The sequence below is a fragment of the Hominimerdicola alba genome, assembly GCF_900112155.1.
Lineage (GTDB): Bacteria > Bacillota > Clostridia > Oscillospirales > Ruminococcaceae > Hominimerdicola > Hominimerdicola alba_D.
This window is the reverse complement of the sequence record NZ_FOKQ01000029.1, coordinates 31,979-55,603: the sequence shown is the minus strand read 5'-3', so window position 1 is coordinate 55,603 and position 23,625 is coordinate 31,979. Positions and strand designations below refer to the sequence as shown.

General features: G+C 48.1%; 23 protein-coding genes and 1 pseudogene. 21 read left to right on the top strand and 3 right to left on the bottom strand.

The window, feature by feature from the left end; translation table 11 throughout:
• On the bottom strand, window positions 1-188 hold a 188-nt coding region (locus BM265_RS14510; protein WP_143098738.1), incomplete at its 3' end, for a hypothetical protein.
• Window positions 189-358: 170 nt separating this feature from the next.
• Between BM265_RS14510 and tnpB the strand changes: the two are divergent.
• Window positions 359-520, top strand: a pseudogene (gene tnpB, locus BM265_RS21105) (IS66 family insertion sequence element accessory protein TnpB); the annotation flags it as partial.
• 336 nt (window positions 521-856) lie between these two features.
• On the opposite strand, the gene BM265_RS14500 reads toward tnpB, so the two are convergent.
• Window positions 857-2,812, bottom strand: coding sequence for a YgiQ family radical SAM protein (locus BM265_RS14500; RefSeq protein ID WP_074962664.1), 1,956 nt, complete (start codon window positions 2,810-2,812; stop codon window positions 857-859).
• A 346-nt stretch (window positions 2,813-3,158) separates the two neighbouring features.
• On the opposite strand from BM265_RS14500, the gene BM265_RS14495 reads away from it, so the two are divergent.
• The 4 genes from BM265_RS14495 (at window position 3,159) to BM265_RS14480 (ending at window position 6,077) form a co-directional block, all read left to right on the top strand.
• The gene (locus tag BM265_RS14495; RefSeq protein ID WP_074962662.1) at window positions 3,159-4,892 is read left to right on the top strand and encodes a recombinase family protein; all 1,734 of its coding nucleotides are present in this window, start codon (window positions 3,159-3,161) and stop codon (window positions 4,890-4,892) included.
• Window positions 4,861-5,202, top strand: coding sequence for a sigma-70 family RNA polymerase sigma factor (locus tag BM265_RS14490; RefSeq protein WP_242940861.1), 342 nt, complete (start codon window positions 4,861-4,863; stop codon window positions 5,200-5,202). The genes BM265_RS14495 and BM265_RS14490 overlap by 32 nt, the downstream gene beginning before the upstream one ends.
• Window positions 5,203-5,305: 103 nt before the next feature.
• Window positions 5,306-5,530 carry a hypothetical protein gene (locus BM265_RS14485; protein ID WP_074962658.1) on the top strand — a complete coding sequence of 75 codons (225 nt, stop codon included), beginning with the start codon at window positions 5,306-5,308 and terminating at the stop codon, window positions 5,528-5,530.
• 13 nt (window positions 5,531-5,543) lie between these two features.
• Entirely contained in the window at window positions 5,544-6,077 is a 534-nt protein-coding gene (locus tag BM265_RS14480) for a hypothetical protein (RefSeq protein ID WP_074962656.1), read from the top strand.
• A gap of 49 nt (window positions 6,078-6,126) precedes the next feature.
• Here the strand turns inward: BM265_RS14480 and BM265_RS14475 are convergent, their stop codons facing one another.
• Window positions 6,127-7,554: an MATE family efflux transporter gene (locus BM265_RS14475; RefSeq protein ID WP_074962654.1), complete on the bottom strand. Its 1,428-nt coding sequence runs from the start codon at window positions 7,552-7,554 to the stop codon at window positions 6,127-6,129.
• A gap of 280 nt (window positions 7,555-7,834) precedes the next feature.
• Between BM265_RS14475 and BM265_RS14470 the strand changes: the two genes are divergently transcribed.
• The 16 genes from BM265_RS14470 to hypE all read left to right on the top strand — a co-directional run bounded on the left by BM265_RS14470 (window position 7,835) and on the right by hypE (window position 23,568).
• Complete coding sequence (locus BM265_RS14470; RefSeq protein WP_074962652.1) at window positions 7,835-8,080, top strand: TM1266 family iron-only hydrogenase system putative regulator; 246 nt, start codon at window positions 7,835-7,837, stop codon at window positions 8,078-8,080.
• Window positions 8,081-8,431: 351 nt separating this feature from the next.
• A complete protein-coding gene (gene hydF / locus BM265_RS14465) occupies window positions 8,432-9,622 on the top strand; it encodes a [FeFe] hydrogenase H-cluster maturation GTPase HydF (protein WP_074962650.1) in 1,191 nt (396 codons plus the stop codon).
• Window positions 9,623-9,632: 10 nt separating this feature from the next.
• Window positions 9,633-10,139: a hypothetical protein gene (locus BM265_RS14460; RefSeq protein ID WP_074962647.1), complete on the top strand. Its 507-nt coding sequence runs from the start codon at window positions 9,633-9,635 to the stop codon at window positions 10,137-10,139.
• Window positions 10,140-10,164: 25 nt separating this feature from the next.
• A complete protein-coding gene (locus BM265_RS14455; RefSeq protein WP_074962646.1) occupies window positions 10,165-10,812 on the top strand; it encodes a magnesium transporter in 648 nt (215 codons plus the stop codon).
• 19 nt (window positions 10,813-10,831) lie between these two features.
• On the top strand, window positions 10,832-11,467 hold the full coding sequence (locus BM265_RS14450; protein WP_074962644.1) for a hypothetical protein: 636 nt from the start codon (window positions 10,832-10,834) through the stop codon (window positions 11,465-11,467).
• Window positions 11,468-11,487: 20 nt separating this feature from the next.
• A complete protein-coding gene (gene hydE / locus BM265_RS14445) occupies window positions 11,488-12,531 on the top strand; it encodes a [FeFe] hydrogenase H-cluster radical SAM maturase HydE (RefSeq protein ID WP_074962643.1) in 1,044 nt (347 codons plus the stop codon).
• The gene (locus BM265_RS14440) at window positions 12,528-13,286 is read left to right on the top strand and encodes a nitrogenase iron protein NifH (RefSeq protein ID WP_074962641.1); all 759 of its coding nucleotides are present in this window, start codon (window positions 12,528-12,530) and stop codon (window positions 13,284-13,286) included. Before hydE ends, BM265_RS14440 begins: the two co-directional genes overlap by 4 nt.
• A gap of 1 nt (window position 13,287) precedes the next feature.
• Window positions 13,288-14,601: a nitrogenase component 1 gene (locus tag BM265_RS14435; protein WP_074962639.1), complete on the top strand. Its 1,314-nt coding sequence runs from the start codon at window positions 13,288-13,290 to the stop codon at window positions 14,599-14,601.
• A gap of 21 nt (window positions 14,602-14,622) precedes the next feature.
• Entirely contained in the window at window positions 14,623-15,786 is a 1,164-nt protein-coding gene (locus BM265_RS14430; RefSeq protein WP_074962637.1) for a nitrogenase component 1, read from the top strand.
• Window positions 15,780-16,544, top strand: a complete 765-nt coding sequence (locus BM265_RS14425; RefSeq protein WP_074962634.1) for a nucleotide-binding protein — start codon at window positions 15,780-15,782, stop codon at window positions 16,542-16,544. Before BM265_RS14430 ends, BM265_RS14425 begins: the two co-directional genes overlap by 7 nt.
• The gene (locus BM265_RS14420) at window positions 16,537-17,829 is read left to right on the top strand and encodes a nitrogenase component 1 (RefSeq protein WP_074962632.1); all 1,293 of its coding nucleotides are present in this window, start codon (window positions 16,537-16,539) and stop codon (window positions 17,827-17,829) included. Before BM265_RS14425 ends, BM265_RS14420 begins: the two co-directional genes overlap by 8 nt.
• Entirely contained in the window at window positions 17,826-18,857 is a 1,032-nt protein-coding gene (locus BM265_RS14415; RefSeq protein ID WP_074962631.1) for a nitrogenase component 1, read from the top strand. The genes BM265_RS14420 and BM265_RS14415 overlap by 4 nt, the downstream gene beginning before the upstream one ends.
• A 12-nt stretch (window positions 18,858-18,869) precedes the next feature.
• Window positions 18,870-21,188 (top strand): carbamoyltransferase HypF, encoded by a 2,319-nt coding sequence (gene hypF, locus BM265_RS14410; protein ID WP_074962629.1) that lies wholly within the window; start codon window positions 18,870-18,872, stop codon window positions 21,186-21,188.
• 60 nt (window positions 21,189-21,248) lie between these two features.
• Window positions 21,249-21,458, top strand: coding sequence for a HypC/HybG/HupF family hydrogenase formation chaperone (locus tag BM265_RS14405; RefSeq protein ID WP_074832403.1), 210 nt, complete (start codon window positions 21,249-21,251; stop codon window positions 21,456-21,458).
• Window positions 21,455-22,501 (top strand): hydrogenase formation protein HypD, encoded by a 1,047-nt coding sequence (gene hypD / locus BM265_RS14400; protein ID WP_074962627.1) that lies wholly within the window; start codon window positions 21,455-21,457, stop codon window positions 22,499-22,501. The genes BM265_RS14405 and hypD overlap by 4 nt, the downstream gene beginning before the upstream one ends.
• Before the next feature lie 59 nt (window positions 22,502-22,560).
• Window positions 22,561-23,568: a hydrogenase expression/formation protein HypE gene (gene hypE / locus BM265_RS14395; RefSeq protein ID WP_074962626.1), complete on the top strand. Its 1,008-nt coding sequence runs from the start codon at window positions 22,561-22,563 to the stop codon at window positions 23,566-23,568.
• The last annotated feature ends 57 nt before the right edge of the window (window positions 23,569-23,625 follow it).

Here is a 23,625-nt window from a genome sequence, read left to right as displayed (position 1 = left end):
CATGCAGGCCCCGGTAATGTGGATAACAGAGCTTTTCCGTATTCTGGTGAATAGGTTATATCCTTAGCCGCAAGATCGTCAGCCAGCAGAGTGTAAAACCGTTCATGATTTTTAACTGTGGATTGCGCATACCCCCTTCCTTTCAGAAAGTTTAAAACAATAGTAACATTTTTGCGATATTCGTTCATTGTGTATCACCTCCTGAGATAATGATACACCCAAATATTGTTATCCGCACATTTTTTTTCGGAATTTATCTTAAACAGCAGGAACACGCCTTATCTCTAATAAATGTTCGGATAACCAAAACCTGCGGATAAGCCCTCTTATCCGAATATTCGGATAAGAGGGCGATGGTTTTCTGCTGCTGTACAAGCGCCTTGACAACGGAAGATTTCAGTGGCCGCGCAGTGAAACAGAAGCTGTAATGCTCACATCTCAGCAAATTCGCTGGCTTGCTTTTATGATGCGGGGGGTTATACGCTTACTCTTAATCATCATTTGTACCATCTTTTTCTGAATCACAAATTATAATCCACTTTACAATGTCGTGCTCTTCCGTTATGTATTACAATCTACACCTCTCCCAAGAACTTGACCCCGGGCAAGACATACAAAGTTGCTGTTGCTGCAAAAGTTAACAGCAGCTGGGATTCCGCAAATGCGATCAAAAATGCTGTGAATGTCACAATAAAGTAAAACTAAAAAATAGTGCCCGCGAGGATACGAAAATGTATCATCGTGGGCATTTCTATCGTCTCATAATGAGATCAATAACCTGTACATATATTTCATGCAAGTGTTGCTTTCTTTACAATATCGCGCGGATCGATATTGTTACCTAAGTCGTTGTCGTTCAACGATCATACCTGCGTCCGCCGTTTCTCTTGTTTCCGTTTCTGTTCTGCGAGGGCTGTGTGTGCCTGCCTTTTTTTCTGCGATCATCAATATGGTCATTTCCCCTTGAGGCTGTTTTTCTCTTTGAAGAACTTCCGACTTTATTCTGTGTGTGTTTCTTCGGATAATCCTCAACAAGGCATTTAGGCGATGAACCTATAAGATCCCTCCTGCCTGCTTTTTTCAGCGCTTCCAGAACTATATCCCTGTTCTCGGGACGGAAATACTGAAGCAGTGCCCTCTGCATTGCTTTTTCTTTTGGCGTTTTCGGAACATATACCTTTTCCATTGTGTAAGGATCAACTTCAGAATAGAACATAGCTGTAGATATAGTTCCGGGAGTGGGATAAAAATCCTGCACCTGTTCGGGACGTATCTTGTTATTCTTCAGGAAAAGTGCAAGTTCGATCGCTTCATTAAGTGTACTTCCGGGATGAGATGACATAAGGTACGGAACAAGATACTGCTCCTTATCCATGCCTTTGGTGATCTCATAAAACCGTTTCTGGAAAGCCTTGTAGGCTTCGATATGCGGTTTTCCCATTTTATCCAGCACAACTGCCGAACAGTGTTCGGGAGCGACCTTCAACTGACCGCTGACGTGATGAAGGATAAGCTCACGTATGAACTCATCATTTTTGTCTTCCATCAGGTAGTCATAGCGTATGCCTGAACGTATGAAAACTTTTTTTATACCTTTTATTTTTCTTATCTTTCTGAGCATTTCCAGATATTCAGTATGGTCTGCTTTAAGTGCGGGACACGGTGTGGGAGCAAGGCATTTTTTACCCATGCACAGACCTTTGCTCAGCTGCTTTTCACATGAAGTGTGGCGGAAATTCGCAGTCGGTCCGCCAACATCGTGGATGTACCCTTTGAAATCAGGCATCTGTGTGATGCGTTCCGCTTCCTTTAAAACCGATTCTTCGCTTCGCACCGTGACCCTACGTCCTTGATGAAGAGCGATGGAACAGAAGTTGCAGTATCCAAAACATCCGCGGTTGTGAGTGATGGAAAAACGAACTTCTTCGATACCCGGAACGCCGCCCCGGGATTCGTAGCTGGGATGTATCGCTCTTTTGTACGGAAGACTGTAAATGTAATCCAGTTCTTCCGTTGTAAGACTATATGCAGGAGGATTCTGTACAAGCATCATATTCCCGTGGCGCTGGATTATAGTTTTTCCGTAGACTTCGTCCTGCCAGTCGTACTGTATCTTTACTGCTTTTGCATATTGAATTTTATTGTCGCGTACCTGTTCAAATGACGGACACTGAGCAGCACCGATGGGAGTGTTTACAGGTTCTGTGAGATAACAGGTACCGCGGACATCATGGATATTGCGTATATCTTCACCCTCGGCAAGACGTGTGCATATCTCTTTTATCTGATGTTCGCCCATACCGTACATGAGTATATCGGCACCGCTGTCAACAAGGATAGAGGCACGAACTGTATCATCCCAGTAATCGTAATGTGCAAAACGGCGCAAAGAGGCTTCAAGCCCTCCAATGGCAATAGGTACGTCCCCGAAGTATTCCCTGAGTTTCTGACAGTATACTATAACGGCACGATCAGGACGCTTTCCTGCTACACCGCCGGGAGAGTATGCATCTTCTGAACGCTTTCTCTTTGCAGCAGTATAATGTGCCACCATTGAATCGATATTTCCCGATGACACAAGAAAAGCGTATTTAGGTTTTCCGAAACGGCTGAAATCCCTGTCAGTTCTCCAGTCAGGCTGAGATATTATACCCACAGTAAAGCCAAGCGCCTCCACAAGACGTGTAACAATTGCCGCACCGAAACTCGGGTGATCAACATAGGCATCTCCGGTTATATAAATGTAATCAAACTGTTCAATGCCCAGTTCTTCCATTTCTTTTTTCGTTGTTGGCAGAAAACCCTCGTACATACCGTCATCTCCTCGAATACGATTTTTACTATCATAACATATTCGGGTGAAATTGTCAATTTGTAAATTACTGCTGAAACTCTGCTCAAAAGGACTTTGATCCTTTAAACAAAGCATGTTTGCAGTATCCCATTTACCGTTTACGAATAAATTTGACCCTGCAGGGATGTTTGATTCCTTGCAGGGTCTTAATTTTTAGGGTGCGGAAAGTTTGACCGGTTACACAAAGACCTCTCCTGACATTCAGAGAGGTCTTTAAATCTGGCACTTGACGCCTGCTAATAATAATGATATAATATCCATAATGATATATAACTATTGAAAATATAACGAGAGGAAGAATAATATGCCTGATAACAGAAAATACGCAATTTACAGCCGCAAATCCAAATTCACCGGCAAAGGTGAGAGCATTGAAAACCAGATTGAGATATGCAGGCGGGCGTTGAAAAGCAAATATGATGTAGTTGATGAGGACATTGTGGAGTTCGAGGATGAGGGCTTTTCGGGTGGCAACACCAAGCGTCCGAAATTTCAGGAGATGATGGAGCGCTGCCGCAATGGTGAGTTTCAGTTAGTTATTTGCTACCGTCTTGACAGGATAAGCCGTAACACATCGGACTTTGTGAACACCTATGAGGAGCTGAAAGAACACAGCGTTTGTTTTCGTTCGGTCAGCGACAACATTGATGATACCTCGCCTATGGGCAGGGCTATGATGATGATAAGCTCGGTTTTTGCACAGCTGGAGCGTGATATTATTGCAGAGAGAATAACCGACAATATGCATGAGCTTGCCAAGTCGGGACGGTGGTTGGGCGGCAATCCGCCAACGGGTTACAGGAGTGCCGAGACCGTAGGCAGTATGACGGCTGAAGGCAAGATACATAAGGCGAGAATGCTGGAGAAAAATCCCGAAGAGGCAGAGCTTGTCGGGCTGGTGTTCACTAAGTTTGTTGAACTGCGTTCTATTACTAAGGTGGAGACCTATCTGCTCAATAATGATTTCAAATCGAAAAAGGGCAACACGCTTTCGAGGTTTGCCATTAAGACCATTCTGCAAAACCCTGTGTATGCCATTGCTGACGAGGATACATGGGTATATTTGAACGAAAAAGATATGCAGTTGTACGGCTCACACGATGACTTTGACGGCATTCACGGTATTATGGCGTACAACAAGACCATACAGAAAAAGGGAAGGTCAATGAAGCAGAAAGCTCCAAGCGAGTGGATAGTGGCTGTTGGCAAGCACGAGGGCATTATCGAGGGCAAGCGCTGGGTAGAGGTACAGCATCTGCTTGAAAAGAACAGGGACAAGGCATACCGAAAGCCCAAGAGCAATACTGCACTTCTGTCGGGACTGCTGTTTTGTGCGTGCTGTGGAAGCTTTATGCGCCCAAAGCTTTCATCAAGGGTCAACAAGCAGGGCGAGAAGGTATATGATTACCTTTGCGAGCTCAAAGAAAGAAGTCACGGTCTCAAGTGTGATAATAAGCGCATTAACGGCAACGAGCTTGACCGTCAGATATGCGATGAGATAAAGCACCTGGGCGAGGACGATTCGGAGTTGATGAAGCTGCTAAGAAATTCACAGAAGAGTTTGAATGAGACATTCGCTGATTCGCAGGCAGAAATCGACAGGCTGACTGAAAAGAAAAAGCAGTATGAAGCCGAGCGCACAAATCTTGTTAAGGCTTTGACTTTGGCAGGCGATACTATGGCTGCTGATGACATCATCTCGCAAATAAACGATCTGCACACTAAGACTTCCGAGCTTGAAAGGCAGATATCCGAGCACCGCAGGCTTATGGAAAACAGCAACATCACCGACGAGCAGTATCAAAGCCTTGCGGATATGCTGTCGTCATTCGCTAAAACTATTGACACATTAGATGTTATGAAAAAGCGTGATGTTATACGCTGCTTCGTGCGTCGTGTTGAGTGGGACGGCGAGAATATCCATCTGTATCTTATGGGTGCAGAAAGCGGTGGTACTGATGTGCTACATTCAGAGCCGGAGTGCGAGTGTAGCAAACGAGATACTTATGCATTTTCGGTCACTGAAAAAGACGGCTAATGATGTTTCCATAGAGGAGCCTGCCAGTTCTGACAAGGACGGTAACAGTCTTTGCCTGATGGATATACTGACGGACAGTGAGGACGTTGCGGAACGTATAGAGCTTATGGTGAGGGCGGAGCAGATGTATATTGATCTGGATAAGTGTCTTGATGATCGTGAGAAGGAGATAATCGTGATGCGGTACGGGCTTTTCGGAAAGCCTGCGCTTACTCAGCGGGAGGCGGCGAAAAAGCTAGGGATTTCCAGATCATATGTATCTCGTATAGAAAAGAGGGCTTTGGAAAAGCTCAGGTTAGAACTGGGGTGAGGTCGGTTCTTGTTGACTTTTACATTGATATGAGGTATAATACTGGATAAAGCAGACATAATGCGTGAGGTTTGTAAAATTACAAGCATCGGAGGAATGGATGATGGAGAAAAAACTCAGAAAAATATGGGCTGTAAGTCTGCTGACCCTCAGCTGTGCATCGCTGGTTGTGGTGATAAGCAATATAGCTTCGTTTGAGCTTCCTGATGCGGTCAAGTGGATAATTCTGGCGGTAGATCTGGTGGCTGTTCCTGTTATGGTATATTCTTCTGTTAAGCTGAAGATATGGAAAAAGAGTGCCGATGGTTCGGCAAATTTGGAAAAATAAAAGGTCGGGGGAAATGTATTTAAATAAGAATGATGTTATAAGGGATCTGATACTTGGTGCGGAATTAGCTGTACTCTACGTATCGGCTATATTTCTGGAAACTATCATAAATGATACTTGCGGATTTGGCGTGACGATAATTTATCTGCTGGGTGTTGCGGCTCTTTATGGTTTTACTTTATTGAGCAAGAACAAAATAGAATGGTTTTTGAAATGGGGAGTGTCTATACTCTTTTCGCCACTTGTGCTTCTGTATTTTTGGGAAACAAACTATGCTATCAGAGCTTTGAACTGGGTCATTCCGGGCTATGGAAGAGAGTCTGCCGGCGGCGGATTTGTGCGTGCGTTCCTTTTGATTATACTTTCTGTATTATGTATTGTCGGCGGTATCTATTCGCTGACTGTAAATACGAAATATTATGACGTCTTGAAAAAAGTTCAGCTTATTGTTTCATCGTTTTTTACTGTTGTGATAATTGTGGCAGTATTGGTGCTGGAAACGGAGTTTCCATCTTACGAACGTATAATGATACGTATGAGTATGTAAAATAAGAATACAAAGCCCCGAAGCACTGTAATGCTTCGGGGCTGTAGTTTTATGTTGATATCTTTGACATCTTTGACATCTTCAGCTCATTCAGGATAGAGGAGACATAGTCCATCTGTTTCATTTCTTGTTTTATAAATACCATAACCACAACGAAGGCTGTGAGGTCGGAGAGGGGAGCGGCTGCCATTATGCCGTTAAGTCCGAAGAAATACGCGAGTATAAGCACCATAGGGATAAGGAACAGCACCTGTCTTGTAAGGGAGAGCACTGCGCCTTTGATGGGCTTGCCGATGGCTGCGAAGAAGTTCGAGGATATCATCTGTATGCCTGTGAGTGGCAGGAGCAGCAGGAAAGTACGCATGAACTTTACTGCGAACTCGAAATACAGTACGGTGTTCTCTTCTTTGGATGAATCGAAAAGTGAGAGCACCTGTTTGGGAAAAACTTGGAAAACAGCAAAGGCTATGATAGTTATGACCAGTTCACACTTTATAGCCAGCTTGTAAACGGCTTTAACGCGGTCGTACTGTCTTGCGCTGTAATTGAAGCCGACGATTGGCTGCATACCCTGCAAAATTCCTATTATTATGGCGAGTACGATGGAGTTGACTTTCATGACTATGGTGCTGGCAGCCAGAGGAATATCCGCACCGTAGGGTGAAAGTTCGCCGTATTTTGTGAGGGAGCGGTTCATCACTATCTGCACCAGGGTGAGGGCTATCTGGGTCAGACCGTTGCTCATGCCCATCATGGCGGTGGTCAGCATCTCTTGGGGGCTCAGCCTGATATGCTCGCGGCGCAGAGTGATGCGCTTCAGCTTTTTAAGGTACATTAGGGCGAATATGCCCGATACTACCTGACCGATGACCGTTGCCCAGGCTGCACCCGATACGCCCCAGTCGAATTTGAAGATGAAAATGGGGTCGAGTATGGTATTTATCACGGCGCCGATTATCATGGTTATCATGGAATAGCGAGGGCTGCCGTCGGCACGGGCGAGGTTGCTCATGCCGTTCATCACAACGATGAAAGGCATACCCAGAGCGGTTATCTTTGTGTAATCATAAGCGTATGGGTAAACGTCCTTGGTTGCGCCGAAAGCCATAAGCATTGGTTTTAGGTTCAGCTCTGTGATGACGGTCAGCAGTATGCCGAATACGAACATCATGCAAAGACCGCAGCCTACTGTTATGGCGGCGTGTTCTTCGTCCCGCTTGCCGAGATACAGCGAATATCTTGAAGCTGTACCTATACCGATGGCGAGAGTTATCGACATACAGATAGTAGTCAGCGGGAAAGCTACGCCTGTGGCGGCGTTGCCCAGCTGTCCCACACCTTTGCCTATGAATATCTGGTCAATAACGTTATACAGCGAACTCACCAGCATGGCGATAACGCTTGGCAGTGCGAATTTGCGCAGCAGCGCGGGTATGCGCTCGTACCCTAAGGGATTTTGTTCTCTTGTTTCAGTCAACTTTCCTTACCTCTTTTTTAAATCTTTTATCAAAACAGATATTATTATACTACTTTGTGGGAGATTTGTCAAATCTTGTATTTTTTTGAAAGGGACGGTGCTGATCGAACTGTGTTAAAGTATACCCAAAAGGTGTTTGTTACACTTGACTAACTAGACTAAGTGTGTTATAATCATAATATATTATAAAGGTATCGGTGCCCTTTGGGACATGGTACCTGAAATTTAAAAAACAGGATATTTTTCACGGTGGCTGACACCGATAGAAAGGAAGATGGCTATGCAAAGCAGAGTAGCGGTTATTTCTATCATTGTTGAAGACGGCAGCGCTGTGGAAAGCATAAACTCCACACTGCATGAATTTGGCGAGTACATTTTCGGCAGAATGGGAGTGCCATACCGTGCTAAGGGTGTGAACATCATTAGCATCGCTATCGATGCACCTCAGGACAAGATAAATACTCTTGCGGGCAAGATAGGCAGGCTCAAAGGTGTTACCGCGAAGACGGTATATTCGACGGTCTGACCCGGGAAAAACGGGAAAGACGCATCAAAAAAACAAAAAAAGTTTCCTCCTGATGCCGAAAATGATTTTGAGGCAGAAGCAGAAAGACACAAGCGACCGCGGAAATACCGGGGCGCGGCAGAATATGGGGTATTATAGTAACCGACACATATTTCAGGGCATTCAGTGCGCACAGAAAAAAAGCTGAATGCAGAAATATATTGCTTACTGTAAATACTTTATGTTTTGCGCGAGCTCACGGAATAAGTGTATCCGCAGGTCTTTATCGGCGTATATGCCCGTGTTCTCTGTACGGAGGATACGGGCTTTATTTATGCTTTTCACAAGTATTCAAAAAGGAGCAGGATCATTATGGGACTTAACGACACACCCTCGGGCGAGAGGGTACACATAGGCTTTTTCGGACGCAGAAATGCGGGCAAATCCAGCGTGGTGAACGCTTTTACAAATCAGGAGCTGGCGATAGTATCGGATACACCCGGTACGACTACCGACCCTGTATACAAGGCGATGGAGCTTCTGCCGATGGGACCCGTAATGATAATAGACACTCCCGGCTACGATGATGAGGGCGCTCTTGGTGAACTTAGAGTGAAAAAGACCTCTGAGGTTCTTAATAAGACGGACTGTGCGGTACTTGTGACCGACTGCACCAGAGAACTGGATGAGAGCGAGAAACAGCTGATAAAGCTTTTTGAGGGCCGTCGCATACCTTATGTTATCGCAAAGAATAAGTCCGATCTATTGGATAGTATTCCGGCTGAGGACAAGAACGAGATATATGTAAGTGCCCTCAACAAGTCCATGATACATGAGCTGAGGGAAAAAGTTGCTCAGCTTACTGATTACAAGGAGCAGAGCGTTCCGCTGGTGGGCGACCTTATCGGCGAGGGTGAACTGGCAGTACTTTGCATACCTATCGACAAGGCGGCGCCCAAGGGCAGGCTGATACTTCCGCAGCAGCAGGTGATACGCGATCTGCTTGAACACGGTTCTGCTGCGCTGACCTGTCGGGAGACTGAGCTGAAAGGCTTTCTTGAAAAGCTGAACCCAAAGCCTGCTGTGGTCATCACTGACAGTCAGGTATTCGCCAAGGCGAATGCTGACACCCCAGAGGATATAAAGCTGACATCATTCTCCATACTCATGGCGAGATACAAGGGATTCCTTGAGCCTGCTGTGCGGGGTGCTAAGGCGATAGACAGTCTTAAAGACGGCGACAGGATACTGATATCCGAGGGCTGCACACATCACCGTCAGTGCGAGGATATCGGTACGGTGAAGCTGCCAAAGCTTTTGAAAAAGTATACGGGCAAGGATTTTAAGCTGGAGTTTTCATCGGGAAGAGAATTCCCCGATGACCTGACGGACTATGCCCTTGTTATACACTGCGGCGGCTGTATGCTGAATGCAAGGGAAATGAGCAGCAGAATGATGACGGTCGAGGAAGCGGGTGTTCCCGTTACGAATTACGGCATCGCCATCGCATACATGAACGGTATACTTAAAAGAAGTCTGGAGATAATCCCCGAAATCAAGTAGAGGTAGTGACATGAGTGATAAATTTGTATTTGACAAAACATCGCCCAATGCCGACAAGTATACAGAGGTTGATAAATTCCTACAGCTGACGGAGCGGTTCTGCAAAAAGGGGATCGGTTCGATAGCTAACAAGGTGGCTTCAAAGTTCAGCCGCAAGAATGCATCGAAGCCAATGTCAGCTTTGAAAAGAACAGTGAATATCATTGGAGCTGACGGCATAGATGCCGTTTATGACGATCTTATGCACTGCTCAAAGCTTGAACGAAGTGATGTATACATCGGTGCAAAATACCTGTTCAGGCAGGGAAATTATATGTGCAGGCTGAAAGACATCAAGAAATGTTATGTATACAATTCTGAGAATGCAGAAGATATAGCTTATTTCTGCTATGTGGATATCAGCGATGAAACAGGTGATGAGACCTTGGAGATAAGGACGCTGAGCGCGCTGAAAGTTCAGAGACAGTTACAGTTCGACGAGATAAATAAGCTGATCGGAAAAGAGGAAGAAGAATAGACCTTTGACAAGGGAGAATAGCAAAATGAGTGACAGAAAAGAAGAGATATCATACTATGACCTTGGCGGCAGGGAAGCAGAGATGTACCGTGCAATAGATGAATTTCTGGCGCTGTCGAAAAGATACAGCCCGCAGGCAGTCAGGCGAAAGCGTATCATAGGTGTTGTGGTGGGTTTTATCGGGGCGATAGCATCATTGATATTTATGCTGGCAACCAGTATGGTGCTGTTATTTCTTATATCGGTGCTGATATCGGGCTGGCTGGTAGTGTATTTTGCGTTCAGTTACGGAAAGACGCCGTTTCCCGATGTGCTGCGTACAAATACCATTATTGAGGCTGACGGACTGGAAAATGTATACAACGACCTCATGCACGTTAACTGCATAAGTAATACTGCTATATACGTCGGCGACGAATATATCTTTAAGAAAAACAGGGTAGTTCTTCGGATAAGGGATATAGAGCGGACTTATATCCGCGTGGAGTCTTCTGACGACGGAACGTCGTATTATGCGGCGGTAGAGGTCTTTGACGATATAGGCAGACTGAGTATCGACATAAAGCCTTTGAGCGGGATAACAAGGAACAAACGTCAGCAGATGTTCGAGGAACTGGTACAGCCAATCGAAGAAAAGAGATACAGGCTGAAAAAACTGGAAGACAGGATCTGAAACAGTCACGGTGAACGTAATGAAAGACAAAGTAAATTTTTATGACGGGCTGAACGAGGCGGAGTGCCGTATGTATGAGAGCATAGATGATTTTCTGAGCCTTTCGCGGAGATTCAGCAGGAAAGCAGTAAACGACAAGAGAAATATGGCGGTGATATTCTGCCTGCTTCTGGCTGTACTGATATTGGTTTTGTGCGTTGTTTTAGGCGGTAGATCGCACGTGATCCTCGGAGCCGTAAATTCCGCGCTGCTAATAGGCGGGGCGGCAGTGGCATGGTACAGAAGACGTAACAACTATTTCCCCGAGGTCGAGCGTGTGAACAATATAATCAGGAACGACGGACTGGAAGCGGTCTATAACGACCTTATGAGGGCGACACCTGTTGTGGGCACGGATACGGTCAGCGGAGGAAGATATCTTTTCACCGCGGGCAGGGCGATGTGCCGTCTGGAGAATATCAGCAGAGTATACGCGAAATATGTTTCATACGGAAGGCACGGCTCTTACTATGCCTGTGCGGAAGTCGCTGACGAAACGGGGATATATCAGCACTATATGGCAAAGCTGCCGATGTTCAGGAGAGATCAGCAGCTAGAAAAAATAAGTGAGGAACTTTTCCGCCTGAAGCTGAGTGCTTCGGTGCAGGATAAATAATACAAAGACAGGGTGAGATCATGAGCATAGTTAAGGCTCTTATAGATAAGCTGAACAGTGAAAAGCATCTTGAAAAAGATGAGTGGGTGCGCGTGTTATCGGAGTTTGACGATGACGACAGGGCTTATGCGGCGGATATCGCCAGGGAGATAAGCACTTCGCGGTTCGGAAACAAGATATTCATTCGAGGTATAGTTGAATTCTCGAACGTATGCAAAAATGACTGCTATTACTGCGGCATAAGGCGTTCAAACACCAATGTTCAGCGGTATCGGCTGACGGCTGACGAGATACTCGAATGCTGTGACGAGGGCTACGGACTGGGTTTCCGTACCTTTGTTTTGCAGAGCGGCGAGGACAAGAGCTATACCAACGATGTGCTGTGCGATATTGTACGCAGGATAAAGGCGGCTCACCCCGATTGTGCGGTTACCCTTTCTCTGGGAGAATTGAGTTTTGAAGAATACAAGGCGCTGAGAGAGGCGGGTGCAGACAGATATCTGCTGAGGCATGAAACGGCTGACAAGTCGCATTATGAGAAACTCCACCCTGCGGAAATGTCATGGGATAACCGCATGGAATGTCTTAAATATCTGAAAGAATTGGGATATCAGACAGGTGCGGGCATAATGGTGGGTTCGCCCTATCAGACGGCTGAATGTATCGCTGAGGATATGCTTTTCTTTGAAAACTTCAAGCCCGAAATGATAGGCATAGGACCATTCCTGCCCCACAAGGATACACCCTTTAAGGACGAGCCCAAGGGCAGTTACGAACTGACTCTTTTCCTGCTTAGTCTGTGCAGGATACTTCTGCCCGATGTACTTCTGCCTGCCACTACGGCGCTGGGTACGATACGTCCCAACGGCAGGGAAGAGGGTGTAAAGGCGGGCGCAAATGTTATAATGCCCAATCTTTCACCCACTGCGGTGAGAAAGAAATATATGCTGTATGACAACAAGATATGCACAGGGGATGAAAGTGCCCAGTGCAGAGGTTGTCTTGAAGCGAGAATGAAGACCATCGGTTATGAGGTGGCTGTAACAAGAGGTGACCACGTATGATAAAATTTGCTGTATACGGTAAGGGCGGTATAGGAAAATCTACGATCGCCTGTAATATCTCTGCGGCGCTGGCGGCTAAGGGGCTGACGGTGATGCAGATAGGCTGTGACCCTAAGGCGGATTCCACTTCGCTTCTCCATGGCGGCGACAGGATACCCACGGTGCTTGATATGACACGAAAGACCAACGGCAAATTTACCCTTGATGAAGTGGTCTTTAGAACAGAGAGTGGCGTGCTTTGTGTTGAAGCGGGAGGCCCTATCCCAGGACTGGGCTGTGCGGGACGCGGTATAATCAACGCGCTGGAAAGCCTTGAAAAACTGGGTGCTTACGAGGTATACAAGCCCGATGTGGTGATATATGACGTTCTCGGCGATGTGGTATGCGGAGGATTTTCCATGCCCATGCGCAAGGGCTATGCTGATAAGATATTCGTTGTCTGTTCGGGCGAGAAGATGTCCAGATATGCGGCGGCAAATATCTGCATGGCTGTGGAGAATTTCAAAGGCAGGGGATATGCTTCTCTTGGGGGAATAATCCTCAACCGCAGGGGCGTGCCCGATGAAGACGAGGCGGCAGATGAGCTGGCGGCTGATTTCAACACTTATGTGATAGGTACTCTTGACCGAAGTGAGGATATACCTCTTGCAGAGGAAGCGGGAAAAGCGATAGTGGCTTCTGCCCCCGAAAGCGACACCGCAAAACAGCTTAAAGCAATAGCGGACAGCGTATACGCTATTTGCGGAGGTGAGTGATATGCTTAAAAAGACAGGGTTAGACCGTCCGCCTGTGGTAAGGCTGGGGGATGCGCCTCGTGGCGATTTCTTTACGAGTGGACTGGAGTACAATCCGCCTGCCAGAGGTGTGTGGAATATCGTTCACACAGGTATGCTGATACCTGAGACACACGAGATATTCGCCTGTGCACAGGGCTGTCTGAGGGGCGTTATACTAACAGCGGCGGAGATGAACGCACTGGACCGCATGAGCTGGATATCGGTATCGGAGCAGGATATGTTCGACGGCACGCTGGAAAGCGATGTGGTGGACGGAGTAAGCGAAATAATCGAAGGACTGCCTTACAGACCTCGTGCTGTGCTTTTGTATCTCAGCTGTATACACCTTTTTGCAGGGTGTGATTTTGATATCATAATACAAGAACTGTCCGATAAATTTCCCGATATAGATTTCTCGGACTGCTATATGACACCAACCATGCGCAAGACCGTATCTCCTGATGCTAAGATGAGGGCTCAGCTTTATAACGCGCTGAAACCTTTGCCTGTTGACGAACGTTCGGTGAATATCATCGGCAATGACAGAGCAACTGATGAGAACAGCGAGCTTGTGCGCATAATAAAGGATAACGGATTCACCCTGAGGGATATAACCTCATGTAAGACCTATGACGAATACCTTGAAATGGCTAAGTCGGCGGTGAATATAGCATACCTGCCTACGGCGGCGATGGGATGTAATGAGCTTTCGGAGCGGCTGGGTACTAAGGCACTTTATCTGCCAAACAGTTTTGATGCTGTTAGGATAAGGGAAAATATTACGAAGCTTTGCGATGCTCTTGGAGTGGAATGTCCCGACCTTGCGGCTGAGGAGGAGAAGGCTGAAGCGGCTCTTAGGTCTGCAAAAGCGGCGGTGGGTGATACTCCCATAGCTATTGATTTTACAGCGGTGACACAGCCTTTCTCGCTGGCGAAACTTCTGGTTGAGAACGGCTTCAATGTGAAGTATATCATAAATGATGTTCTCGGCGAGGACGGGGAAGATTTTGATGCGCTGAAAGAGATATCGCCCGATATTGAGATATACTCGGCGGTGAATGTGAATATGCTTCATTTTCCCGAAGAGGAGCATGAGCGGGTGATAGCTGTGGGTCAGAAAGCGGCGCACTATTTCAGCACGGACTATTTTGTGAACATAGTGCAGAACGGCGGATATTACGGATTTACAGGCATAGCTGAGATAGCACGTCTTATGGAAGAGGCGGCGGCTGAACCTAAGGACAGGCAGACACTGATATCTCACAAGGGTATCGGCTGTGAAAGCTGTATTTGACGTAGAAAGAGGTATGGTTATATGAAAAATGTTAGTAAGATAATACCATGCTATGCGGCTGATACCTCAGGTGTATGTTCGGCGCTGTATGAATTCGGCGGCATGACGGTGGTACATGACGCTTCGGGCTGTAATTCGACTTATTCCACCCATGATGAGCCAAGATGGTACGATATGCGTTCGGATATCTATATCTCAGCGCTGACAGAGACCGATGCGATAATGGGCAACGACGAAAAGCTGATACAGGATATAGTATCGGCGGCAAAGGACAGGAAACCTGCCTTTATCGCGCTGTGCGGTTCGCCTATGCCCATGATGACAGGTTTCGACTACGAAGCTGTGGCACGGGATATTCAGGGACGGACAGGTATACCAACTTTTGGGCTGGAAACCAATGGTACCCACTCGTATATCAGCGGTGCGGGTATGGCGCTTGAAGCTATCGTCCGTGAGTTCGTACATGATATGCCAAAGGACGATGACGGCATTGGGATAAATATCATAGGTGCGACCCCGCTTGACTTCGGTGTGACGAGCGCTGCCGAAAGCTTGAAGAAGTTTTTCAACAGGGGTAAGATGAAAGTCATATCCTCCATAGGTATGGGCGGTACTCTTGATGAGATACGCAGAGCGGCTTCTGCTAAAGTAAACCTTGTGGTATCCTACTGCGGGCTTCCTGCGGCAAGGTATATGGAAAAGGAGTTCGGAATACCATATTTTTGCGGTGTGCCTGTGGGCAGTCTCCAGTCGGGTGCCTTCAGTTTTATGTATGAAACTATCCATGACGGCATAAGCAGAACAATGGCAGCCATGTGCCGCGGCAAACACACGGACGAAAAAGCAGAACGTCTTGTAATAGGTGAGGCTGTGCTTGCAGGGTCGATAGCCTTTGAATGGGAGGCACTGACACGCCATGCGGTAGATGTTATATGTCCTCCCGATGTCGATGCGGAGCTTAGTCCCGATAAAAAGGATCTGCCGCTGTATGCGGAGGAAGATATCAGGGCATACATCAAAGATAACGGCATAAAAACAGTTGTGGCAGACCCGTTATACAAGTACATTCTGCCCGAGGGGTGCAGGCTGATAGAGATGCCTCATTTTGCATTTTCGGGCAGGTGCTTCGCGAAGGATATGCGCGACCCCATCAACAATGTCAATAAGGAGATATATAAATGGTAAAACTGGCAATATACGGCAAGGGCGGCATAGGAAAATCTACCTGCACCGCTAATCTCGCGGCAGCGTTCGCATCTCTGGGCAAGAGGGTGATACAGATAGGCTGTGACCCCAAGGCGGATTCTACGATAAATCTTCTGGGCGGAACACCTGTTACCCCTGTTATGGATTATATGCGCGACCGTGACGAAGAACCGACTTCCATCGAGGAGATATCTCAGGTCGGCTTCGGCGGGATACTCTGCATAGAAACAGGCGGCCCTACTCCGGGTCTGGGCTGTGCGGGAAGAGGTATAATCACTACTTTTTCTCTGCTGGAAGAACTGGAGCTTTTTGAGAAGTTCAAGCCCGATGTGGTGCTTTACGATGTTCTGGGTGACGTAGTATGCGGCGGTTTTGCCGCGCCTATCAGAGAGGGCTATGCAGACAAGGTGCTTATCGTTACCTCGGGTGAGAAGATGGCGCTGTATGCGGCAAACAATATCAACAAGGCTGTGAAAAACTTCGAGGACAGGAGCTATGCTAAGGTTCGCGGAATAATCATGAACCGCCGTGCAGTTGAGAATGAGGAAGAAAAGGTCAGAGCCTTTGCGGAGAGCGCAGGGCTTGATATCGCGGCGGATATACCGCGTTCGGCGGATATAATAAAGTACGAGGATATGGGTAAGACCGTCATCGAGGGCGACCCCGAATGTGAGACTGCACAGCGTTTTCTGGAGCTGGCTAAGAAACTGATAGCGGAGGACGAGGCAAATGACTGAGGCTTTCTATATAACAGCCGCTGATCTCGCCGAGAGGGGTTTTGAGAACACTCCCGACGAGCTGATGAGCCACAAGCATATGATATACTCATCTCCTGCAACACTGGACTTCAATTCTCCCGGTGCTAAGGGCTTTGGCGTAAAGAGAGCGGGTCTTGCCATACCGGGCTCGGTGATGCTTCTGGTGGCTCCCGGGTGCTGTGGAAGAAACACGGCTCTTCTGAATGAGCTGGGATACAACGAGAGATTTTTCTATCTTCTGCTGGACGATACTGATATCGTTACGGGCAGACATTTAACAAAGATACCAAAGGCTTGCAAAGAAGTTTGTGAGAGCCTTGACTATACACCCACAGCGGTGATGATATGTATCACCTGTGTTGATGCACTTCTTGGTACTGATATGGAGCGAGTATGCCGAAAGTGCGAGGACGAAACAGGTGTGGCGACTGTTCCCGCTTATATGTATGCGCTGACGAGAGAGAAGCGTCTGCCGCCGATGGCAGGTGTGAGAAAGTCGGTATACTCACTGCTGAAGCCTCAGAAGAGGATATCCAACGAATGTAATATACTTGGTTATTTCAGCCATGTCCACGATGACAGCGAGCTTTATGACCTTCTGCACAGTGCGGGCATAAAGAAAGTCAGGGAGCTGGCAAGGTGCAGTACTATTGAGGAATATCACGAGCTTTCGCGGGCGAATTTCAACCTTGTGATAAATGCCGAAGCGAGGTATGCGGCGCAGGATATGGAAAAGCGTCTGGGGATACCTTTCATTGAGCTGACAAGAATGTACAGGCTTGACAAGATACGCAATCAGTACCGTCTGCTGGGACAGGCACTGGGTGCGGAATTTGACGATGAAAAGTACTATGACAGTGCTAAGGTGGCGGTTGAGAAGTTCATTGCGGAGCATGGTAATATCTCTGCGGCAGTGGGCGAGTGCGTTAATGCAGACAGCTTTGAACTTGCGCTGGCACTGACGGAGTACGGCATAAAGGTCAGTGAGATATACGGCACGGTGGGCGAGAGGAACTTCGTGTTTATAAAGAAGCTTGCTCAGATATCGCCCGATACTCGCATATTCTCCAACCTTTCACCTACGATGCTGAATTACGAGAGAAAGACGGATATCGATATTGCCATAGGTGTTGACGCGGGTTACTATCACCCCGACCTGCCCTGCGCACAGTTCAACACCGAGGAACAGCCGTTCGGCTACGAGGGCGTTGAGCGCCTTATGGCAGAACTTGACGAGGCACTGAAAAAGGAGGGGACGAAATGAAAAAGTTTTTGAGATATATCTCTCCTCTTGCGCCAGATGATTCGGGTGCCTGCTCGGTGCTTTACGAGCTTGGCGGGATAACCGTTATATGCGATGCGGGCGGCTGTGCAGGTAATGTATGCGGATTTGATGAGCCAAGATGGTTCACTAAAAAGTCTGCGCTGTTCAGTGCGGGACTTCGTGATATGGACGCTATACTCGGCCGTGATGACAGGCTTGTGGCTAAGCTGGCACTGGCTCAGGAACAGCTTGAAAGAGATTTCACTGCGATAGTCGGCACACCTGTTCCCGCAGTTATTGCCACGGATTACAAGGCACTGGAACGCATGGCGGAGAAAAAGACGGGAGTTCCCTGCATAACGGTGGCTACCGACGGAACGAAGCTTTATGACAGGGGCGAGGAAGAAGCCTATCTGAGGCTTTTCAAGAAGTTCGCCGAGGAAAAGCTGCCAACGGAGAAAGGCACTGCGGCGGTGATAGGCGCTACTCCTCTCGATACAGGCTTTATCACGGCGGAGAGGATAGTTTCCACTATAAAGGCTGAGGGCTTTGACGAGGTAAAGTGCATCGGCTTTGACAGCGGGCTTGATGAAGTAAAAAGGATATCGAGGTTCGAGAAGATATTCGTGATATCACCTGCGGGTATAAGAGCAGGAAAATATCTGGAAGAGAAGTTCTCACTTGATGTTGAGGTACACGGATGCCCTCTGCCCGAGGAATATATAGAGAAGCTGAAAGCTCTTAAATCTACAGGACGGACGCTTATCGTACATCAGCAGATGGCGGCTAACGCTGTCAGAGACATCATCGGCGGTGATGCTGTTTGCGGAACGTTCTTCATGCTTGACAGCAAAGCCGCGCGTGAGGGAGATCTCCATATCGCGGACGAAGAGGACTTTGCTGAAAAGGCTAAGGGATTCGATCTTATCATAGGTGATATAAGTCTTAAACGTGCACTGCCCGAACACAAGGGAGAATGGTTCGACCTGCCGCATTTTGCGGTGTCGGGAAGGACTTTTACAAAATAGAGATGTAAGAAGGTGAACAACATAAAAACAGTCAATATACGCGCTTTTGGCATAGTGCAGGGAGTGGGTTTCAGACCCTTTACAGCTGTTGCCGCCGAGGAACTGGGCATAACGGGAACGGTGGCAAACAAGGGCTCTTATGTGGATATATTTGCTACCGGCGAAGATGAAGCTCTTGCCGCCTTTGCTGACAGGATAAAGAATTCTCCGCCTGAACGCGCTATGGTGCTGGAAGTAGAGGTCACTGATGCGGAATACACCGAATTTTCGGGCTTTGAGATAATCGAGAGCGAAAAGGAACTTGGAGATATATTCGTTTCTCCCGATATAGCTACCTGCCCGAAGTGCCGTGCTGAACTGTTCGATAAAACGGACAGGAGATATCTTCACCCCTTTATAAACTGTACTCAGTGCGGACCAAGGCTGACTATCCTTGAGACAATGCCTTATGACCGCGAGCGCACCACGATGAAAGAGCACCCCATGTGCGAAAAGTGTGCGGCAGAATATCACGACCCTGCTACACGCCGCTATGATGCTCAGCCTGTATGCTGCAACGACTGCGGACCCGAGGTCTACATCGTGGGAACGGACATAAAGGGCGGCGAGGCTATAACTTTCCTCAGACGGGCTATAATGGACGGCAAGATCGCGGCGGTTAAGGGCATAGGCGGTTTTCACCTGTGCTGTGATGCCAGGAATGAAGAAGCTGTTGCGCGTCTGCGTGAACTGAAAAGCCGTCCCGCAAAGCCTTTTGCAGTAATGATGAGGGACATGGACGCAGTGCGCAGGCAGTGCCATATCAGGGACGGTCAGGAAGAGTACCTGACAGGCTGGCAGAAGCCCATAATGCTTCTGAAAAAGCGCAGCTGCTGCACTCTCAGCGAGAAGATAGCGCCCGACAACACCACTGTCGGGGTTATGCTGCCATATGCCCCTGTGCAGATGCTTTTGTTTGACTATCCCGACGGTATCGAGATGACGGATTGTCTTGTGATGACCAGCGGAAACGTCCGCGGCGCACCGATATGCCGATGTGACGAGGATGCACTTAAAGAGATTGGTGGCTTCTGCGACCTTATGCTTTCCCACAACAGGAAGATACTTCTGCGTGCGGACGACAGCGTATGCGACTGGCTTTTCGACAAGCCTTACATGATAAGGCGTTCAAGAGGTTTTGCGCCTTTGCCTGTTATGCTGAAAAACAAGTCCGGCAGACAGGTACTGGCTATCGGCGGCGAACTGAAAAACAGCTTTTGCATAGCAAGGGGCGACCTGCTCTATCCATCACCCTATGTGGGGGATATGGCGGATATACGCACCGTCAAGGCGCTTGAAGAAAGCACCGAGAGAATGTGCGGACTTCTTGAAGCAGAGCCGCAGATGGTGGTATGTGATACTCACCCGAAGTACAACACTGTGCGTGTGGCTGAGGATATCGCGAAAAAGCGGGGCATACCGCTGATAAAGGTACAGCATCACTATGCGCATATCCTTTCCTGCATGGCTGAAAACGGCTTTGACGGAAAGGTGATAGGCGTGAGCTTTGATGGCACGGGCTACGGTGACGATGGCACTATCTGGGGCGGCGAGCTGATGGTCTGCGACTATCACGGTTATGAGAGAGTCGGCAGTATACGTCCCTTTATGCAGACAGGTGGCGACCTGTCATCAAAAGAGGGCTGGAGAATCGCTTCGGCACTCATAAGAGATGCTTTTGGTGATGGGGGCGAGGTGCTGTGTCAGCGGCTGGGCATATGCGACAGCATAGAGTATAAGCTTCAGAAAGCGATGGCTGAAAAGGAGCTGAACTCCGTGAAGTCCACAAGCTGCGGAAGGCTGTTTGACGCGGTGTCAGCTATACTGGGCATAAAGAAAGTATCCACCTTTGAGGGTGAAGCATCTGTCGCACTGATGTGCGAAGCGGAGAGATGTCTGGCGAAGCACCATGAGATATCGGAGAACTACCGAACACCCGAGAAGCTGATAAAATATCAGGACGGATTTGTTACACTGTGTACAATGGCGCTGGCGGCGGATATCGCTGAACGAAAGCTTGCCTGCTGTCAGACAGATGTGCTGGCGTATACCTTCCATGCGGTGCTTGCCGACATGGTAACGGAAGCCTGCAAAAAGATCGGTGAGGATAATGGGCTTGATACAGTCGCACTCAGCGGCGGAGTTTTCCAGAACAGACTGCTGACTAAACTGTGTTATGAAAGACTGACCGCAAATGGTTTCAAAGTTCTTCTGCACAGCCTGATACCGCCCAACGACGGCGGCATCGCGCTGGGACAGGCGGCTTACGGTATACATTATAAGGAAAACTAATTAAGTCAATATTTTATAGATGGGGGATATCCCCCACGGTAAGAACAGGAGGATAAGAATATGTGTGTTGGATTATCTGCAAAGGTAGTAAACGTTAAGGACGGCACTGCACTCATCGACGCCAACGGCGCCAAGCGTGAGGTAAGCGCTGATCTGCTGGAAGACCTTGAGCCCGGCGATTATGTGATGGTACACGCAGGTGTGGCTATCGCGAAGATAACCGAAAGCGACGAGGAAGAGGCTTTTGATGTAATGGAGGGTCTGCTGTGAACGAACAGGCTAAAAAAGCGCGTGATATAATAACTAACTACAATGGCAGACCTCTGCGCATAATGGAAGTCTGCGGAACACACACCCACGAGATATTCAGGATAGGTCTGCGCAAGCTGCTGCCCGATAATGTTGAGCTTATATCAGGTCCGGGATGTCCCGTGTGCGTAACGCCTGTGGGCTTTATTGATGAAGCTATCTGGCTGGCGCTGGAAAAAGGCTGTGTTATAACTACTTTCGGCGACCTGATACGCGTTCCCGGAACGGAGATGTCTCTTGCGGGTGCAAGAGCTAAGGGTGCTGTGGTGCGCCCTGTATATTCGCCACTTGATGCTGTTGAGATGGCAAGGCAGAATCCCGATGAACAGATAGTATTTCTGGCGGTGGGATTTGAAACCACTACTCCCTCTGCCTGTCTTGCGGCAGAAACAGCAAAGAAAGAGGGACTCAAAAACTTCTCTCTGCTGACTGCAAACAAGACCATGCCTAATGCTTATGCGGCATTAGTGGGCAGTGCGGATGCATTCCTGTATCCGGGTCACGTAAATGCCATAACCGGTACGGCTATATGCGAGGACCTTAAAGAAAAGGGTGTATCGGGCGTAATTGCGGGCTTTACGGCAAGCGAACTTCTGACAGCCCTTGCGGTGATACTTAAAAATGCCGAAAAGGACGAGCCTTTCTTTGTTAACTGCTATCCCCGCGTTGTAAAGCCCGAGGGTAATCCCCCTGCACAGAAGCTGATAGAAAAGGTCATGGAGCCCTGTGATACCGAGTGGCGAGGTCTGGGAGTTATACCAATGTCGGGCATGAAACTGCGTGATGAGTATGCAGATTTCGATGCCAGAAAGAAGTACGATATGCCGGAGATAAAGGGCAGACCGAATCCTGCCTGCCGCTGCGGAGATGTTCTTCAGGGCAAGTGCAAGCCCTGCGACTGCAAGGTATTCGGTAAGGTATGCACCCCCGAACACCCCGTGGGTGCCTGCATGGTATCCGATGAGGGCGCCTGTGCGGCTTACTATCAGTACGGCGGAGTTTGATACCCGAGAAAGATTCGATAAATTCAGCGCTGAAAAGCGCACAAAGGAGTAATACTAATATGTCAGATAAAACAGTAACACTTGCCCACGGTGCGGGCGGAAAGCAGACCTCGGAGCTTATCGACAGAGTTTTCAAGGCGCATTTTTCAAATCCTCAATTCACAGCTGATGATGCGGCTGTGCTCAACATAGGTGACGGCAGACTTGCTATGTCTACCGACGGTTTTATAGTTTCGCCTTTTGAATTCAACGGCGGAAATATCGGCAAGCTGAGCATATGCGGAACTGTAAACGACCTTTCCTGCATGGGCGCAAAGCCTCTGTACCTCACCTGTGCTTTCGTCATCGAGGAAGGTTTCCCCCTTGATAAGCTGGAAGAAATAGCGGCTTCAATGGAGAAAACTGCGGCAGAAGCAGGTGTTAAGATAGTTGCAGGCGATACCAAGGTTGCAGGCAAGGGTCAGGTGGATAAGATATTCATCACAACCACAGGCATCGGCAAAATCATGGATAACGCTGATACCTCGGGCACATACGCAAAGCCCGGCGATGCAGTTATCGTTACGGGCGATGTGGGCAGACACGGCTGTACCATACTGCTTGCTCGTGATGAATACGGCATCGATGCAGATGTGGACAGCGACTGCGCACCTCTCTGGGGCACGGTTGAAAGCCTGTATACCGTTACCAACGATATCCACACCATACGTGATGCTACCCGCGGAGGCGTTGGCACTGTGCTGTACGAGATTGCAGAGCAGAGTAACGTAGGCGTGCGCCTGAATGCGGCTGATATACCTGTTGACCCCGCTGTTAAGGGCGTTTGCGGTATGCTGGGTCTTGAACCCTTGTACCTCGCTTGTGAAGGCAGACTTGTGATAATCGCGCCCAAGGACAAGGCTCCTGCACTGGTTGAAAAGCTACGTGAGGGCAAGTATTCCAAGAATGCGGCTATCATCGGCGAGATAACTGCCGAAAACGCAGGCAGAGTAGTAATGGAGACCGAGATAGGTGCCCAGACAATGCTCCCTCAGCCCGGCGGCGAACTCCTGCCACGCATTTGCTAATTCATAATTCATAATTCACAATTCATAATTGTTGGCATTGGAACGAGTGTGTTTTGC

Bases quoted from the DNA above. Each gene is read 5' to 3' on its own strand.
- BM265_RS14490 (WP_242940861.1), top strand. From the start codon at position 4,861: ATGCATTTTCGGTCACTGAAAAAGACGGCTAATGATGTTTCCATAGAG.
- BM265_RS14415 (WP_074962631.1), top strand. From the start codon at position 17,826: ATGAAAAAGTTTTTGAGATATATCTCTCCTCTTGCGCCAGATGATTCG.
- BM265_RS14500 (WP_074962664.1), bottom strand. From the start codon at position 2,812: ATGTACGAGGGTTTTCTGCCAACAACGAAAAAAGAAATGGAAGAACTG.
- hydF (WP_074962650.1), top strand. From the start codon at position 8,432: ATGGGACTTAACGACACACCCTCGGGCGAGAGGGTACACATAGGCTTT.
- BM265_RS14425 (WP_074962634.1), top strand. From the start codon at position 15,780: ATGGTAAAACTGGCAATATACGGCAAGGGCGGCATAGGAAAATCTACC.
- BM265_RS14480 (WP_074962656.1), top strand. From the start codon at position 5,544: ATGTATTTAAATAAGAATGATGTTATAAGGGATCTGATACTTGGTGCG.
- BM265_RS14430 (WP_074962637.1), top strand. From the start codon at position 14,623: ATGAAAAATGTTAGTAAGATAATACCATGCTATGCGGCTGATACCTCA.
- BM265_RS14450 (WP_074962644.1), top strand. From the start codon at position 10,832: ATGAAAGACAAAGTAAATTTTTATGACGGGCTGAACGAGGCGGAGTGC.
- BM265_RS14420 (WP_074962632.1), top strand. From the start codon at position 16,537: ATGACTGAGGCTTTCTATATAACAGCCGCTGATCTCGCCGAGAGGGGT.
- BM265_RS14455 (WP_074962646.1), top strand. From the start codon at position 10,165: ATGAGTGACAGAAAAGAAGAGATATCATACTATGACCTTGGCGGCAGG.
- BM265_RS14485 (WP_074962658.1), top strand. From the start codon at position 5,306: ATGGAGAAAAAACTCAGAAAAATATGGGCTGTAAGTCTGCTGACCCTC.
- BM265_RS14460 (WP_074962647.1), top strand. From the start codon at position 9,633: ATGAGTGATAAATTTGTATTTGACAAAACATCGCCCAATGCCGACAAG.
- BM265_RS14470 (WP_074962652.1), top strand. From the start codon at position 7,835: ATGCAAAGCAGAGTAGCGGTTATTTCTATCATTGTTGAAGACGGCAGC.
- hypE (WP_074962626.1), top strand. From the start codon at position 22,561: ATGTCAGATAAAACAGTAACACTTGCCCACGGTGCGGGCGGAAAGCAG.
- BM265_RS14405 (WP_074832403.1), top strand. From the start codon at position 21,249: ATGTGTGTTGGATTATCTGCAAAGGTAGTAAACGTTAAGGACGGCACT.
- BM265_RS14495 (WP_074962662.1), top strand. From the start codon at position 3,159: ATGCCTGATAACAGAAAATACGCAATTTACAGCCGCAAATCCAAATTC.
- BM265_RS14440 (WP_074962641.1), top strand. From the start codon at position 12,528: ATGATAAAATTTGCTGTATACGGTAAGGGCGGTATAGGAAAATCTACG.
- hydE (WP_074962643.1), top strand. From the start codon at position 11,488: ATGAGCATAGTTAAGGCTCTTATAGATAAGCTGAACAGTGAAAAGCAT.
- BM265_RS14435 (WP_074962639.1), top strand. From the start codon at position 13,288: ATGCTTAAAAAGACAGGGTTAGACCGTCCGCCTGTGGTAAGGCTGGGG.